The 13,847-nt window shown below is 69.3% G+C and carries 13 protein-coding genes; 7 read left to right on the top strand and 6 right to left on the bottom strand.

Annotated features, from left to right (window positions below):
* Positions 1-194, bottom strand: a 194-nt coding sequence (locus JWQ05_RS07975) for a GntR family transcriptional regulator (RefSeq protein WP_299657209.1), incomplete at its 3' end; no start/stop codon positions are given.
* Positions 195-301: 107 nt separating this feature from the next.
* Positions 302-1,780 (bottom strand): glucose-6-phosphate dehydrogenase, encoded by a 1,479-nt coding sequence (gene zwf, locus JWQ05_RS07980; protein WP_299657212.1) that lies wholly within the window; start codon positions 1,778-1,780, stop codon positions 302-304.
* Between the two features lie 521 nt (positions 1,781-2,301).
* On the opposite strand from zwf, the gene JWQ05_RS07985 reads away from it, so the two are divergent.
* The gene (locus JWQ05_RS07985) at positions 2,302-3,804 is read left to right on the top strand and encodes a Dyp-type peroxidase (protein WP_299657215.1); all 1,503 of its coding nucleotides are present in this window, start codon (positions 2,302-2,304) and stop codon (positions 3,802-3,804) included.
* 30 nt (positions 3,805-3,834) lie between these two features.
* Here JWQ05_RS07985 and JWQ05_RS07990 read toward each other — a convergent pair whose 3' ends face one another.
* A complete protein-coding gene (locus JWQ05_RS07990; protein ID WP_299657218.1) occupies positions 3,835-4,704 on the bottom strand; it encodes an SDR family NAD(P)-dependent oxidoreductase in 870 nt (289 codons plus the stop codon).
* A 144-nt stretch (positions 4,705-4,848) separates the two neighbouring features.
* Here JWQ05_RS07990 and JWQ05_RS07995 point away from each other — a divergent pair, with 144 nt between their 5' ends.
* Positions 4,849-6,516 (top strand): L,D-transpeptidase family protein, encoded by a 1,668-nt coding sequence (locus tag JWQ05_RS07995; RefSeq protein ID WP_299657221.1) that lies wholly within the window; start codon positions 4,849-4,851, stop codon positions 6,514-6,516.
* Between the two features lie 111 nt (positions 6,517-6,627).
* On the opposite strand, the gene JWQ05_RS08000 is transcribed toward JWQ05_RS07995, so the two are convergent.
* Together JWQ05_RS08000 and JWQ05_RS08005 are read right to left on the bottom strand one after the other, a co-directional pair.
* Positions 6,628-6,996 (bottom strand): hypothetical protein, encoded by a 369-nt coding sequence (locus JWQ05_RS08000; RefSeq protein WP_299657224.1) that lies wholly within the window; start codon positions 6,994-6,996, stop codon positions 6,628-6,630.
* Between the two features lie 116 nt (positions 6,997-7,112).
* Complete coding sequence (locus tag JWQ05_RS08005; RefSeq protein ID WP_299657326.1) at positions 7,113-8,159, bottom strand: alpha/beta hydrolase; 1,047 nt, start codon at positions 8,157-8,159, stop codon at positions 7,113-7,115.
* 231 nt (positions 8,160-8,390) lie between these two features.
* Between JWQ05_RS08005 and meaB the strand changes: the two genes are divergently transcribed.
* The 3 genes from meaB (at position 8,391) to JWQ05_RS08020 (ending at position 10,520) form a co-directional block, all read left to right on the top strand.
* The gene (gene meaB, locus JWQ05_RS08010) at positions 8,391-9,395 is read left to right on the top strand and encodes a methylmalonyl Co-A mutase-associated GTPase MeaB (RefSeq protein WP_299657227.1); all 1,005 of its coding nucleotides are present in this window, start codon (positions 8,391-8,393) and stop codon (positions 9,393-9,395) included.
* Positions 9,392-10,018 carry a peptidase C15 gene (locus tag JWQ05_RS08015; protein ID WP_299657229.1) on the top strand — a complete coding sequence of 209 codons (627 nt, stop codon included), beginning with the start codon at positions 9,392-9,394 and terminating at the stop codon, positions 10,016-10,018. The genes meaB and JWQ05_RS08015 overlap by 4 nt, the downstream gene beginning before the upstream one ends.
* Positions 10,019-10,175: 157 nt before the next feature.
* Complete coding sequence (locus JWQ05_RS08020) at positions 10,176-10,520, top strand: CsbD family protein (RefSeq protein ID WP_299657232.1); 345 nt, start codon at positions 10,176-10,178, stop codon at positions 10,518-10,520.
* Between the two features lie 62 nt (positions 10,521-10,582).
* Here JWQ05_RS08020 and JWQ05_RS08025 read toward each other — a convergent pair whose 3' ends face one another.
* Positions 10,583-11,368 carry a 3-hydroxybutyrate dehydrogenase gene (locus JWQ05_RS08025; RefSeq protein WP_299657235.1) on the bottom strand — a complete coding sequence of 262 codons (786 nt, stop codon included), beginning with the start codon at positions 11,366-11,368 and terminating at the stop codon, positions 10,583-10,585.
* Positions 11,369-11,610: 242 nt separating this feature from the next.
* Between JWQ05_RS08025 and JWQ05_RS08030 the strand changes: the two genes are divergently transcribed.
* Both JWQ05_RS08030 and JWQ05_RS08035 read left to right on the top strand, forming a co-directional pair.
* Positions 11,611-12,540 carry an AEC family transporter gene (locus JWQ05_RS08030; RefSeq protein WP_299657238.1) on the top strand — a complete coding sequence of 310 codons (930 nt, stop codon included), beginning with the start codon at positions 11,611-11,613 and terminating at the stop codon, positions 12,538-12,540.
* Between the two features lie 185 nt (positions 12,541-12,725).
* Entirely contained in the window at positions 12,726-13,679 is a 954-nt protein-coding gene (locus JWQ05_RS08035; protein ID WP_299657241.1) for an acetyl-CoA carboxylase carboxyltransferase subunit alpha, read from the top strand.
* Positions 13,680-13,847: the final 168 nt, after the last annotated feature.

Here is a 13,847-nt window from a genome sequence, read left to right on the forward strand (position 1 = left end):
CCCTCGGTCGCCAGGATCTTGATCGCCTCGCGCAAGGGCGTGCGCGAGATGCCGAAGCGTTCGGTCAGCTCGCTTTCGTTCACCCGCGCACGGGGCTCCAGCTCGCCGGAGCGGATGAGGTCGCGCATTCGGTCCACGACTTCGTCGTGAAGATAGCGCCGGTTGATGCCGAGGCCCGTCTCGATCTTGTTCATGGGTCCGCGACGTCTGGAAGAGGAAGGAACAATACTCCCTCTGGTAGCCCTCCGACTGAGTCCTGTCGAGGGAGCCCGGAACTATACCACGGCTCTGCGCACAGCGCTCAGCGGATCTCCTCGTGCCAGGTCCGACCGTCGCGCTCGATCAGCGCGATGGCGGCGGTGGGCCCCCAGCTGCCGGCGGCGTAGGGGCGCGGCGGCTCCGGCCGGTCGGCCCAGGCCTTCAGCAGGGAATCGGCCCAGGCCCAGGCGACCTCGACCTCGTCGCGGCGCATGAACAGGGTGGCGTTGCCGCGCACCACGTCCATCAGCAGGCGCTCGTAGGCGTCCGGGTAGCGCTGCTTGAAGGTCTCCTCGAAGGAGATGTCGAGGTTGGTCGGCCGCAGGCGCATGCCGCCGGGGCCCGGGTCCTTCGTCATGACCTCGAGCTTGATCCCCTCCTCCGGCTGGAGCCGGATGACGAGGCGGTTCGGCTCGCGTCCGAAGGCTTCCGTGGGGAAGATCGAGAACGGCGAGGCGCGGAACTGCACCACGATCTCGGAGAGCTTCTGGGGCAGGCGCTTGCCGGTGCGCAGGTAGAACGGCACGCCGGCCCAGCGCCAGGACTGCACCTCGAGCTTCAGGGCGACGAAGGTCTCCGTGCGGCTCATCGTGTCGCCGCCGAGGTCGGTGCGGTATCCCTCCACCGGCTTGCCGTCGATGGCACCGGCCGCGTACTGGCCGCGCACCGTGACCGTCTGCACGTCGTGGGGGGTAATGGGTTTCAGGGCACGCAGGACCTTCAGCTTCTCGTCGCGCACCGAATTGGCGTCGAGGGAGAGCGGGCTCTCCATCGCCATCAGGCAGAGGAGCTGCAGCATGTGGTTCTGCACCATGTCGCGCAGCGCGCCCGAGGTGTCGTAGTACCCGGCGCGGCCCTCGACGCCGACGGTCTCGCCGACCGTGATCTGGACGTGGTCGATGACGTCCGCCGTCCAGAGCCGCTCGAAGATCGTGTTGGCGAAGCGCAGGGCCAGGAGGTTCTGTACCGTCTCCTTGCCGAGGTAGTGGTCGATGCGGAAGATCTGCTCTTCGGGAAACACCTCGCCGACCGCGTCGTTGATGGCGCGCGCCGATTTCAGGTCCTTGCCGATGGGCTTTTCCAGCACCACGCGGGACTTCTCGCCGATGAGACCGTGGCTCGCGAGGTTCCGGCAGATCGAGCCGTAGAGGTCGGGCGAGGTGGCGAGGTAGTAGGGGCGGACCTGATCCGGGCGCTCGTCGAGCTTGGCCACGAGATCCTCCCAGCCCTCGTCGCCCGCGCCGTCGACGGCCACGTAGTCCAGGTGGTCGAGGAAGGCGGCGAGCTTGTCCTCGGCGATGTCGTGAACCGGCACGAAGCGCTTGATCGCGTCGCGGGCCCGCTCGCGGAACGCCTCGGCGCTCATCTCCGAGCGGGAGGCGCCGATGATCCGGCTCGTGCCCGGGATCTGCCCGTCCTTGAAGCGGTAGTACAGGGCCGGCAGCAGCTTGCGCGTGGTCAGGTCGCCGGTCGCGCCGAAGACGACGCAGTCGAAGGAGGCGACGGGGATGATGGTGGCCAAGAACGGCTCCCGTATTTTTCGAACTTCAGACCAGTGCCAGACGTCGTGGTGTCGTGCGGGCCCACCCTCGACGCCATGCAAGGCCGTCGCCATCCGCAGCGATACGTCGGATTGCCGAGCACGCACAATGCGAGCGTTCGGACCGAATCGATCGATCCGCCGATAGGGGACGCACGCCTGAAGTAACGGCGCGCGCCACGCAGTTTCGATCAAATTCATCGCCACTCCGGTCCCGATTCAGGTTTGACAATTTTTTTCTTTGTAAGTATTCGTTGATTCGTAAACTGTTATAAAAATTAAAGCTCAAGGCCTGCTGCAGATCACGCAGGCAGCGTTCTCACGCTCGATCGTCCTGTTTTCCGACACCGGGTCCCGCGAGCGTCCCGGGCAAGCAACCTGTCGCGTTTCCCCCAATCCGTTTCACCGATCGAAACCTTCGACCCCTTGCCGTGCGCAGGACGGGACCGAAGGCGTCGACCGGATGATCGGACTGACCCTCATACTTCCGGAGAAAATCCCCCATGCCGCGCGACATCACTGCAGAGCCACTCTTTCCGCTCGACGACATCCAGGGCGATATTCTGACAGGCCTGCCCAAGCGCCACGAACACTTGATGTTCTTCACGATCGTCGAACCAGCGGCGTTCAAGGCCTTCCTGAAGGCCCTGCACGTGACCAGCATGCGGGACTGCCTTCAGGACCGGGCGGACATCGAGGCCCAGAAGAAGATCAATTCGCAACTCGTTCCGACCCCCGGCCTGAACGTGGCCTTCACTTTCGCGGGTCTCCGAGCCCTCGGTGCGATCGAGGCCGCGCAGTTGCCGGACAGCGATCCCTTCAAGGCCGGCATGGCGAAGAGCCAGGGGACCCTGTCCGATCCGCCCGCGTCGACCTGGAGGACGCTCAAGCCCGATCCGAACCTGCACGGTGTCTTCGTCGTCACCGGCGCGTCCCATGCGGAGGTCGTCGACGTGATGTCCCTTCGCCTGGCGCCCCCGACTGCGCATGGCTGGCGCCTTCTCTTCGAGGAAGTCGGAACGGTGAGACCCGAGCCCGTGGTGGGCCACGAACATTTCGGATACGCGGACGGCGTGTCACAGCCGGGCGTGCGCGGCCGCATCGATCCGGCGACTCCCTTCCACCCGTCCGTCGATGATGCGAACCCCGATCAGGCCGCCGCCGGGCAGGACCTCCTGTGGCCGGGGGAGTTCGTGTTCGGCTTTCCGGGGCAGGATCCGTCGGCGGCGAGCTTCGCGACGAAAGGCCCCAACAAGGCGCCCCCGGTCCCGTTCATGAATTTCGGGGCCTATCTCGTCATCCGGCGGCTCGCGCAATTGGTTCCGGAGTTCAACGCGTCGGTGAAGGCCGCCTCGACCGCGATCCCGGCAACCGCGGACAAAGCCGATCCCGATCTCCTCGGCGCCCAGATGATCGGACGCTGGAAGAGCGGCGCGTCGATCATCAACGCGCCGACGCACGACGACCGCGCGGTCGGCGACAACACGCCGGACGCCAACAACTTCGAATTCGGCGGCGACCGCGAAGGTCTGGTCTGCCCCTGGGCGGCGCATGTCCGGAAGACCTACCCGCGCGACGACGTACGGCACGATACCACCCCCGACGAGACCGCCATCGCGGCGGCGGAGGCCTTCACGCAAACCCATCGCATGCTGCGTCGTGGGATCGCCTTCGGCCCCGAAGTCACGGAGCGGGAGGCACTCTCGGGCGTGTCCAACGCCGAGATGGGTCGCGGCCTCCTGTTCAAGTGCTACGTCACCTCGATCGCGGATCAATTCGAGTTCGTGCAGGCACAATGGTCGAACGCGTCCGATTTTTCGCAGGAAACGAGCGGGATCGACCCGATCATCGGTCAGGCGGCCGCGCCCGAGCGTCCCTTCAAGGGCGCCGCGCCCGTCTCGCGCGATCCGGCCAAGAAACCGGATTTCAGCCTGAAGAGCTTCGTGCGGATGCAGGGGGGCGCGTACTTCTTCGCGCCCTCCATCCCGGCGATGCGCGGCCTCTGATTTGCCGACGACCGGAGCGACCGGCTTCGATCAGGTCGGGTCCGACCCCGCCAGGAAGGCGCCGAACGCCTCGGCGTGATCGGGATGCCAGCGTGACAGGGCGGGACGGTTCTCGATGATGTCGCCGGCCGCCCAGGCGATGCGCTTTTCGTCCTCGGCCCGGGTGGTCTCGTTGTCCGGGCAGAGGATGTAGAAGTCGCCCCGCGCCAGTCCGGCCATCAGGAGTTCCACGGTCTCGTCCGGGGTGAAGGCGCCGGCCGGCTTCTCGGCGACGCCCCGCGCCTTCGTCAGACCCGTATAGACGAAGCCCGGGATGAGGAGGTGGGCGCTGACCGACGCACCCGCGCGGCCGCGCAGGTCGTGGGCGAGCGCTTCCGTGACGACCTTCACCCCCGCCTTCGAGACGTTGTAGGGCGTGTTGCCGGGCGGCGTGGTGATGCCCTGCTTCGAGCCGGTGACCACGATGGCGCCGGGTTGGCCACCCGCGATCATCCCGGGCGCGAAGGCCTGGATGCCGTTGATGACGCCCCAGAGGTTGGTGTCGACGATGCGCCGCCAGGTCTCTGCATCGGAGAACAGCTTGCCTCCGGCCTCGACCCCGGCATTCAGCATCACCAGGGCCGGGGGACCATCGGTGGAGGCTGCCTCACACAGGGCCGCGACCGCCTCGGGACGCGCGACGTCCGTCGCCAGCGCCCGCACAGGTGCGCCCTGCCCCGTCGTCTCGGCGAGCGCCGCGACCTCGACCCGGGCGGCCTCCAGGGCCGCGCCCGGCAGGTCGGCAAGCCAGACCGCCAGCCCGTGCGCGGCAAAGCGCATGGCGGCGGCGAGTCCGATGCCGCTCGCCGCACCGGTGACGACGGCGGTCCGCCCCGCCTGCAGTGCCGGATGCTGAGCCATGCCTTCTCCCAAATTGCCGCCCCGGCCGGATGCGCCGTTGCGCGCATCAGGTAGGGCGCCCTGTGGAGCACGTCAGGCCGGAACAGGAGATTGGTAACCCTCTGCCCGCATGGTTGGGGAGACACCACACTCGAGAGATCCGCGATGCTTTCGCGCCACAGTGCCGCCGTCCTCCGCCCGCCGGCGCACCGATCCCGCCTCCGCGCGGGCCTGTCGCCCCTGGCGCTTCTCGTCGCCCTCGGCGGCGCCGCCGTAGCGCAGGTGATGCCCGTCCCCCCGAGGGCCGTGCCGGAGGCGGCCGCCAAGGCTGCGTCCGAACCGTCCACGCGGGCGCCCAAGGTCGAGAACCTCGCGGCCCCGGTACCTGCGACGCCCTCCGTCCAGGCCATCGTACCGAGCGCGGCGGACGCCGCGGGCACGCCCATGGCTCCCACACCGGTCAAGAAATCGCGCGAGTTGCCGCCGCTGGTGGTGGCGCGGGTCTCCACCGATCCAGTGCCGACCCTGAGCCCCTCCACCTTCCTCGACACTCTGCGGATGGCCGACCGCTACCAGGCGTTCGCCGATGCCGGCGGCTGGGTGCCGCTGCCTCCCGATCTCGTGATCAAGCCTGGCGCCAGCCATCCGGCGATCCCGGGCCTGCGCAAGCACCTCGCCCTCGTCGGCGACCTGCCCGCCGACACGCCGATGAGCGAGCAGTTGGACGCCCCCCTGGTGGCAGCGGTCAAAGCCTTCCAGGGACGTCACGGCCTGCCCGAGACCGGGCTGATCGGGCGCCAGACGGTGGCGGCGCTCAACGTGCCGGCGGCCACCCGCCAGCGCCAGCTCAGCGCCTCCGCCGCCCGGCAGATCGGCTCGAACTTCGCCTATGGCGACCGTTACGTGGTGGTGAACATCCCCTCCGCCACCGTGGAGGCGGTGGACCACGGCGTGGTGGTGCGCCGCTACGTGGCGGTGGTCGGTAAGCCCGACAAGGCGACGCCGCGCATCGAGGCGCGCATCACCGACGTGAACCTCAACCCGACCTGGACCCTGCCGGTCTCCATCATCAAGAAGGAGATCATCCCGAAGATGCGCAAGGACCCCGGCTACCTCGCCCGCGAGCGTATCCGCATCCTCGGCCCCGGCGGCGTCGAGGTGGACCCCACCGCCATCGACTGGTCGAGCGAAAAGGCGGCCAACTACACCCTGCGTCAGGATTCCGGCCTGGAGAACTCACTCGGCCAGGTCCGCATCGACATGCCGAACAAGCAGGCGGTCTACATGCACGACACGCCGTCGAAATCGCTCTTCGCCCGCGAGGTCCGGTTCCACTCGCATGGCTGCGTGCGGGTCGCGCAGGTGAAGGAACTGGCCGGCTGGCTGCTCGAGGGCACGCCCGGCCCCAACGGCCCGGGCTCGACCTGGGGTCCGATCGAGATCGAGACCAGCATCGCCACCAACGAGCGCCTCGACATCAAGCTGCCCAAGCAGATCCCCGTGACGTTCGTGTATCTGACCGGCTACGCCACGCCGGACGGGCGCGCTCATTTTCGCGACGACATCTACGGGATCGACAGCCCGGCGGCCCCGATGCCGGACGTGGCGACCACGGGCGCGATCTCACCGAAGAAGCCACTCCCTGCCGCGCGCCTGTCCGACAAGACAGCAGGCGCAGCGCCGGGTTCGCCGAATCCGGTCAAGCTCACGCCCGTCCGGCCGCAGGTGGGCAAGGCCGAAGCCGTCGGCATGGCACCGGCACGCCCGGTGAGCGAAGGGCCGGTCCCGCCGGGCCTGATCCCCACCAAGGCGGCACGGCCGGTCATGAACTGACGGGTATGTTTGGACGAAGCGGATGACATTCCCGTCATCCACCACCGTGACAGCGTCGTATCCCGCTGGCGCTTCGGACGGCCCAAACCTGAGCCGCCCGGTCGTGTGCGATCAGGAATCGAGGCCGCCATCCTCGTCGATGTCGACGAGGAACACGATGTCGGCGTCCTCTTCCTCCTCGTCATCCTCGCCGTCCTGCGCCTCGTCGTCGTTCGAGGCCTTGGCGTGGTGGGCGTCCGGCTCGTAGGGCTCGTCCTCCTCGGAATCGTCCTCGGCCAGGGCGTCCTCGAAGATCTCGGTCTCCTCCTCGGTGGCGGCCCGGATCTTGAGCGGAGAGGTGCCGTTCCACAGCACCTTGCCGTCGCTCTTCATGGTCTGGATGTCGTCCTTGAAGCCATCGCAGGTGAAGAGGTCGTTGGCGACCTCCTCGGATCCGTTGATGACCGCGATGGCCACGCCATCGATCTCGAGTGTGAACATCGCGAATCCTTGTTGTCTGTGGCCCGGGGCCGCTGTCCGTTTAGGGGCGAACGGGCCGCAGGCCAAGGGTCGAACCCGAGCAAAGCCGGACGTGAACGCGAGGGAACGGACGGGGTTCAGGCGCCGCCGCTCGCACGCCCGATCGCGCGCTTGACCACACCCTGGACGTCGGGGTTCGACAGGAACAGGTCGTGGTTGATCAGGCCGCCGCCGTAATCCGAGGCGTCCGCGACCCGTACGCCCAGCGCCTCCAGGCGCTCGCGGTCGGCGGCACCCGCCCGGACCACGCCGCCCGCGATGGCGCCGGAGAGCTCCAGTGCCCGGTCCTTGGTGGAGGAGATCACGGTGATCTTGCTCACGTCGGAGCCCATCCGCTCGACCGCGCTGGTGAACAGGTCGATGTCGATGTCGGGGGCGGCGAGCACCACCGCGCCGATGCGGGCCATCGCGGCCTCGCCGGCCTCAGCGCGCAGCATGCGCAGGGTCTCCAGGGTCAGGAGCGTGCCCATGGAATGCGCGACGATGTTGATGCGCCCGCCGGAGGGCGAGTTCGCCAGCGCCTTCAGGAGGTCCTCGAACCCGTCGCGCGACCAGAGCGCGCTCTCGCGGTCGTAGCCGTAATCGAAGGTGGCGGCGGCCGACGGCCAGGTGAACAGCCCGGAGGCGCCGCGGAAGCGGATGCCGTCCGAAAGCTTGGCCGCGCTGAGGGCCGCCGACTGGAAGCTCTCGCGGTAGCCGTGCACGTAGATCAGCACGTCGCGCCCCAGCGCCGCCTGGGCGAAGGCACCGGCCGCCCCCGGCCCCGTCTCGACCTGCGGCACCGCCGTCACCGCCCAGTCGTCGGTGATGACGGAGGAGACCTTCCCGATCAGCGAGCGGTCGGGCGCCGAGAGCCGGACCTCGGCGAAGCTGAGGCCGCGTCCGCGCTCCGAGCTGAAATACGGGCTCTTCGGCGGCGAGCCGACGGCCTTGCGCGTGGTCGCCACGAGCAGGACGGGGCTGACGTCGAGGGCTGATTGCCGCTCCGGCGCCCGGCCTCCCACCGTGTCGGTGACGAGCCCGTCGGCCACGCATCCGGCGAGCCCCGGGGTGAGGCCGGCCACGCCCGAGAGGGCGGCGTACCGCAGGATGGCGCGGCGGGTCGGAGGTTGAGGGCGGATCATGGCGTGCAAGGTGACCCTGAACGTGGCGGCCCCATGGCGGGCCTGCCGTGCCGCACCCCTGTCGTCGAGGATCATGACCATGGCGGGGCGCGAACGTGGCCTCAGCGATGTGGATTGCGGGCAGAGCCCTGCCTGTGGCGGCGAGTCCACGGGGGTATCGGGTCCCTCGGGAGGGTGGATGGCCAGCCTCCCCCTCGACGAAACCCGGCTGGACCGGCAAAGAAGGCAGCCATGGCCCTGTCTTCCGCACCCGCCCCCGCCCTCGATATCGATGCCTTGCGCGAGCGACTGCTTGCCGGCGACCGGGCCGCCCTGGCCCGCGCCATCACGCTCGCCGAATCAAAGCGCGCCGACCACCGCGCCGCGGCGCGCGCGCTCATCGACGCGGTGCTGCCCCATACGGGCACGGCGATCCGGGTCGGCATCACCGGGGTTCCGGGAGTGGGCAAGTCCACCACCATCGACGCGCTCGGCGCCAACCTGACGGCGGCCGGGCACAAGGTGGCGGTGCTCGCGGTCGATCCGTCCTCCACGCGCACCGGCGGCTCGATCCTGGGCGACAAGACCCGGATGGCGCGCCTCGCCCTGGACCCCAATGCCTTCATCCGTCCCTCGCCCTCCTCGGGCACCCTGGGTGGCGTCGCGGCCAAGACCCGCGAGACCATGCTGCTCTGCGAGGCGGCGGGCTTCGACGTCATCCTGGTGGAGACGGTGGGCGTCGGTCAGTCGGAGACGGCGGTGGCGGATCTCACCGACTTCTTCCTCGTGCTGATGCTGCCGGGGGCGGGCGACGAGTTGCAGGGGATCAAGAAGGGCATTCTCGAACTCGCCGACATGATCGCGGTCAACAAAGCCGACGATGGCGAGGGCGAGCGCCGGGCGAGCGCGGCGGCCTCCGAGTATCGCGCGGCCCTGCACATCCTGTCCGCGCCGAGTTCGACCTGGACGCCGCCCGTCGTCACGATCTCGGGCCTCAACAACAAGGGCCTCGACGGCTTGTGGGAGCGGGTGGTCGATCACCGCAACAAGCTCACCGCCACCGGCGAGATCGCCAAGAAGCGCCGGGCGCAGGACGTGAAGTGGATGTGGGCCCTCGTGCACGAGCGGCTGTACCAGCGCCTCGTCGGCACGGCCGAGGTGCGCCGCCAGACGGCGGAGGCCGAGGGCGCGGTGGCGCGGGGCGAATCCTCGCCCGCCGCCGGGGCCGAGGCCATCGCCACTCTGATCGGCCTGTGAGGGCAGCGCAGCGGCCCCTGCTCGTCACCGGGTTTGGCCCGTTTCCGGGGGTGCCCCGCAACCCCAGCGCGGCGCTCGCACGCCGCATCGGCCGCCTCGTCGGCCCGAAAATCGGCGGCCTGCCGGTGCGGGTCCTGGTCCTGCCCACCACCTATTCGGCGATTCCCGAGGTGCTGGAGCCCGCACTGGCTGAAGGGCCGGCCGCGATCCTGATGCTCGGGGTCGCCACCCGCGCCAAGCGCGTGCGGGTCGAAGCGCAGGGCCGCAACCGCACGAGCCGCCTGTTTCCCGACGCCTCGGGACGGATCGCGGCCCGGTTGACCCTGGAGCGCGAGGGCCCGGCCGCCCGCCGGACCGCGTTCGGACGGCAAGGCCTCGCGATCCTGCGCCGGGCCGGCGTTCCGGCGGTCCCTTCGCGGGATGCCGGGCGCTACCTGTGCAACGCCACCTACTTCCGGGCCCTGCGCGAAGGCTGCCCGGCCCTGTTCCTGCACATCCCGATGCCGCCCCGAACCGCCCGGCCTGCGAGGCCCGCCAAGCCGCGCCGCCAGGGGCCGCAGGAGGCCATGGCGCAGGCCTTCGTCGAGGTCGCGCGCGGCCTCGCCGTACGGGCTCGTCCGTGACGGCGAGAGCGGCGAAGGCGGGTTCCGCAGCCGGCACGGCAAGTTTTCTCGACCGCGCATGGTTCGCTTGGCGCCGTCGGGCGTTCTGTGAAGGTCGGTTGCGGGCGTCACCGGCCTTGGAGAGCACGCCCGCACCATCTGGTTCAGGAGAGAGACCATGGTCGATACGGATCGCATCGTCGGCGCCGCCAAGGAAGTCGGCGGCAAGGTGCAGGGCGCGGTCGGAGATCTCGCCGGCTCGAACCGGGCCTCGGTTGAGGGCCGTTACCGCGAGGCGGAAGGGCGCGCCCAGGACATCTATGGGCAGGCCAAGGACACGCTCCGCGATGTGGCCGACAACGTCTCGGATTACGCGGGCGACGCCTATGACCGTGGCGGCCACTACCTGCGCGACGGCAGCCGCGCCGTCGGCACCCGCGTCGAGGAGAACCCGTTCATCGCCCTCGTGATCGCGGGCGCCGTCGGCTACGGCCTCGCCCTGCTGCTGCATTCCCGCCGCTAGAACCGCTCGATCCCTCGTCCCGCTCAGAGCCTGTGGCTCAGCGGGCCGAGGGTGTCGATCCGCTATTGCGCGGTCCAGCCGCCATCCATCGCCATGTTGGCGCCGGTGATCTGACTTGCCGCATCGGAAGCCAGGAACACCGCGAGCGCGGCGACCTGATCGACGGTCACGAATTCCTTCGTGGGCTGGGCCTTCAGCAATACCTCGCTGATGACCTGCTCCTCGGTCATTCCGCGTGCCTTCATGGTGTCGGGGATCTGGCTCTCGACCAGCGGGGTCCAGACGTAGCCCGGCGAGATGCAGTTCACCGTGATGCCGTGCGTCGCGACTTCGAGCGCCGCCGCCTTCGACAGGCCGACAAGGCCGTGCTTGGCCGCGACATAGGCCGACTTGAAGGGCGAGGCCACCAGGGAGTGCGCCGAGGCCGTGTTGATGATCCGCCCCCAGCCCCGCTGCTTCATGCCCGGAATTGCCGCCCGCATGGTGTAGAAGGCCGAGGACAGGTTGAGCGCCAGGATCAGCTCCCACTTCTCCGGCGGGAAGTCCTCGATCGGCGAGACGAACTGCATCCCGGCGTTGTTCACCAGGATGTCGACGGAGCCGAAGGTCTCCTCCGCGAGCGCGACGAAACCGGCGATCTCCTCGGGCTTCGTCATATCGGCAGGCGAATGGATCGCCTTCACGCCGAATTCGGACTCGATGCCGCTGCGTGCCGACTCGATGTCCTCTGGCTTGCCGAAGCCGTTGAGGACGACATTCGCACCCTGCCCCGCATAGGCGCGGGCCACGGCAAGGCCGATCCCGCTGGTGGAGCCGGTGACGACGGCGGTTCTGTTCTTCAGGGTCATGGGCGGGCTCCGATCGGGACGTCAGATTTGTGGTCGGGCGGTATGATACGCGAGGGTCGCGCTCGAACGGCGCGGTCGTGCCGACCACAACACCCAGAATCGCGGCATAGGCCAGGGCTCCCGGCCCATCCTGGAGACGCGGAGGCGGTCTTTGTCATAGGCAGCCACTTTGCCGGGCGGATGACACGGTGGCGAAACCCGCGCTGCACCGCTAAGCCGACGGACCCTCCCGGCCCGAACCCATGACCGGCACGATCCTCCTCGCACTCCTGCCCATCGTCCTCCTTATCGGCCTCGGCGCGGCCCTGCGCCGCTCGCGCTTCCTCGGCGACGCCTTCTGGCCGCAGGCGGAGCGGCTGGGCTTCTACGTCCTGCTCCCGTCCCTCTTCGTCCACGGACTCGTCACGGCGCCGCTGGCGGGGGTCCCCATCGGAGCGCTCGCCAGCGTGCTGGTGGGCTCCACCCTGCTCGTCGCCGCGATCCTCCTCGCCAGCCGCCAGCTCCTCGGCTTCGAAGGCGCAGCCTTCACCTCGGTCTTCCAGGGCGGCGTGCGCTTCAACAATTACGTCGGCGTCTCCGTGGCGGCCGGATTGTTCGGCGCCCAGGGCATCGCGATGGCGGCGGTGGCCAACGCCGCCATCGTGCCCACCGTGAACATCCTCTGCGTCCTCGTCTTCGCCCGCTTCGGCACCCACGGGCGCCCGTCGCTCCCCGGGCTGCTGCGCCTCATCGCGCTCAATCCGCTGGTCCTGGCCTGCCTCGTCGGCATTGGCATGAAGGCCGGTGGCGTCGGTCTCCCGCTTGGTCTCGAACCGGCCCTGCGGTCCCTCGGACAGGCCTCCCTGCCATTGGGACTGCTCTGCGTCGGCGCGGCCCTCGATTTCGGCTCGGCGCGGACCTGGGTGCGGCCCATCCTCGTCGCCTCGGCGGCGAAGTTCGTGGCGATGCCGCTGGCGACCCTGGCCGCCTGCCTGGCGCTCGGGCTCCACGGCCCCGCCGCCGCCACGGCGCTGCTGTTCCAGGCGCTGCCGACCGCCTCCTCCTCCTACATCATGGCCCGCCAGCTCGGGGGCGATGCCCCCCTCATGGCGGGGATCACCGCCGTGCAGACCGTACTGGCGGGCCTGAGCATGCCTATCATGCTCATCGGGCTGCTCGCGCTCGTCGGGTGAGGGGCTGGGCCGGGATCGCGCCGCTCGGTTGACACCCGCCCCTGCTTCCCCAACACCCTGCGGCCGCGTCACCTCGCCGGTGCATGCCATAGGCCCGACACGATCCGCATGAGAACGGTCGCGCGCCCGCCGGAGCATCCGGTGCCGCGCCCGTGTACGAAATGGACCTCCGACCGATGACGGTGATGCGCACCTACCTGGATTTCGAGAAGCCCGTCGCCGAACTCGAGGCCAAGGTCGAGGAATTGCGGGCCGTGGGCGCGCGCGACGGCGCGGTCTCGATCAGCGAGGAGGTCGGGCGTCTGGAGGCGAAGGCCGCCGCCGCACTCTCGGACGTCTACGCCAACCTGACGCCCTGGCAGAAGACGCAGGTGGCCCGCCATCCGCAGCGTCCGCACTTCATCGATTACTGCGCCGGGCTCATCACCGAATTCACCCCCATGGCGGGTGACCGTGCCTTCGGCGAGGACCAGGCCATCGTCGGCGGCTTCGGGCGTTTCCATGGCCGCCCGGTCTGCGTACTCGGCCAGGAGAAGGGCTCCACCACCGAGACGCGCCTGCGGCACAATTTCGGGATGGCCAAGCCCGAGGGCTACCGCAAGGCCGTGCGCCTGATGGAACTCGCCGACCGGTTCGGCCTGCCGGTCCTGGCCTTCGTCGACACGGCGGGCGCATTTCCGGGCATCGAGGCGGAGGAGCGCGGGCAGGCCGAGGCCATCGCCCGCTCGACGGAAGCCTGCCTGGCGCTGGGCGTGCCGAACGTCGCCCTGGTCATCGGCGAAGGCGGTTCGGGCGGCGCCATAGCGCTGGCGACGGCCAATCGCGTCCTGATGCTGGAGCACGCGATCTACGGCGTGATCTCGCCGGAGGGCGCGGCCTCGATCCTGTGGCGCGACCAGGGCCGCGCGGCGGACGCGGCCACCGCCATGAAGATCACCGCGCAGGACCTGCTGCGTCTGGGCATCATCGACGGCATCGTGCCGGAGGCCACCGGCGGCGCGCATCGTGGCCGCGACGCGGCGATCACGGCGGCGGGGGCGGCGATGCAAGCTGCCCTGGCCGAATTCGACGGTTTGAGCCCGGACGAGATTCGCGATCGGCGCGCCGCCAAATTCCTGGACATCGGACGTAAGCTGTAAAACGGCCCACTCTTCTGCGTCGTTCTGACGCGGATCGCCAGTGGAACTAACGCGGCATTCGTTCATCGGTGTCGATCAGGATCTTGCCGGTCTCGGCTGCGGACCGCCGGTGCGAAAGCCGTGCGAAATCAAACGCCTCGCGGCAGGGATGCCGCGACGGGCGGGCGC

This window comes from Methylobacterium sp. (genome assembly GCF_028290105.1).
GTDB lineage: Bacteria > Pseudomonadota > Alphaproteobacteria > Rhizobiales > Beijerinckiaceae > Methylobacterium.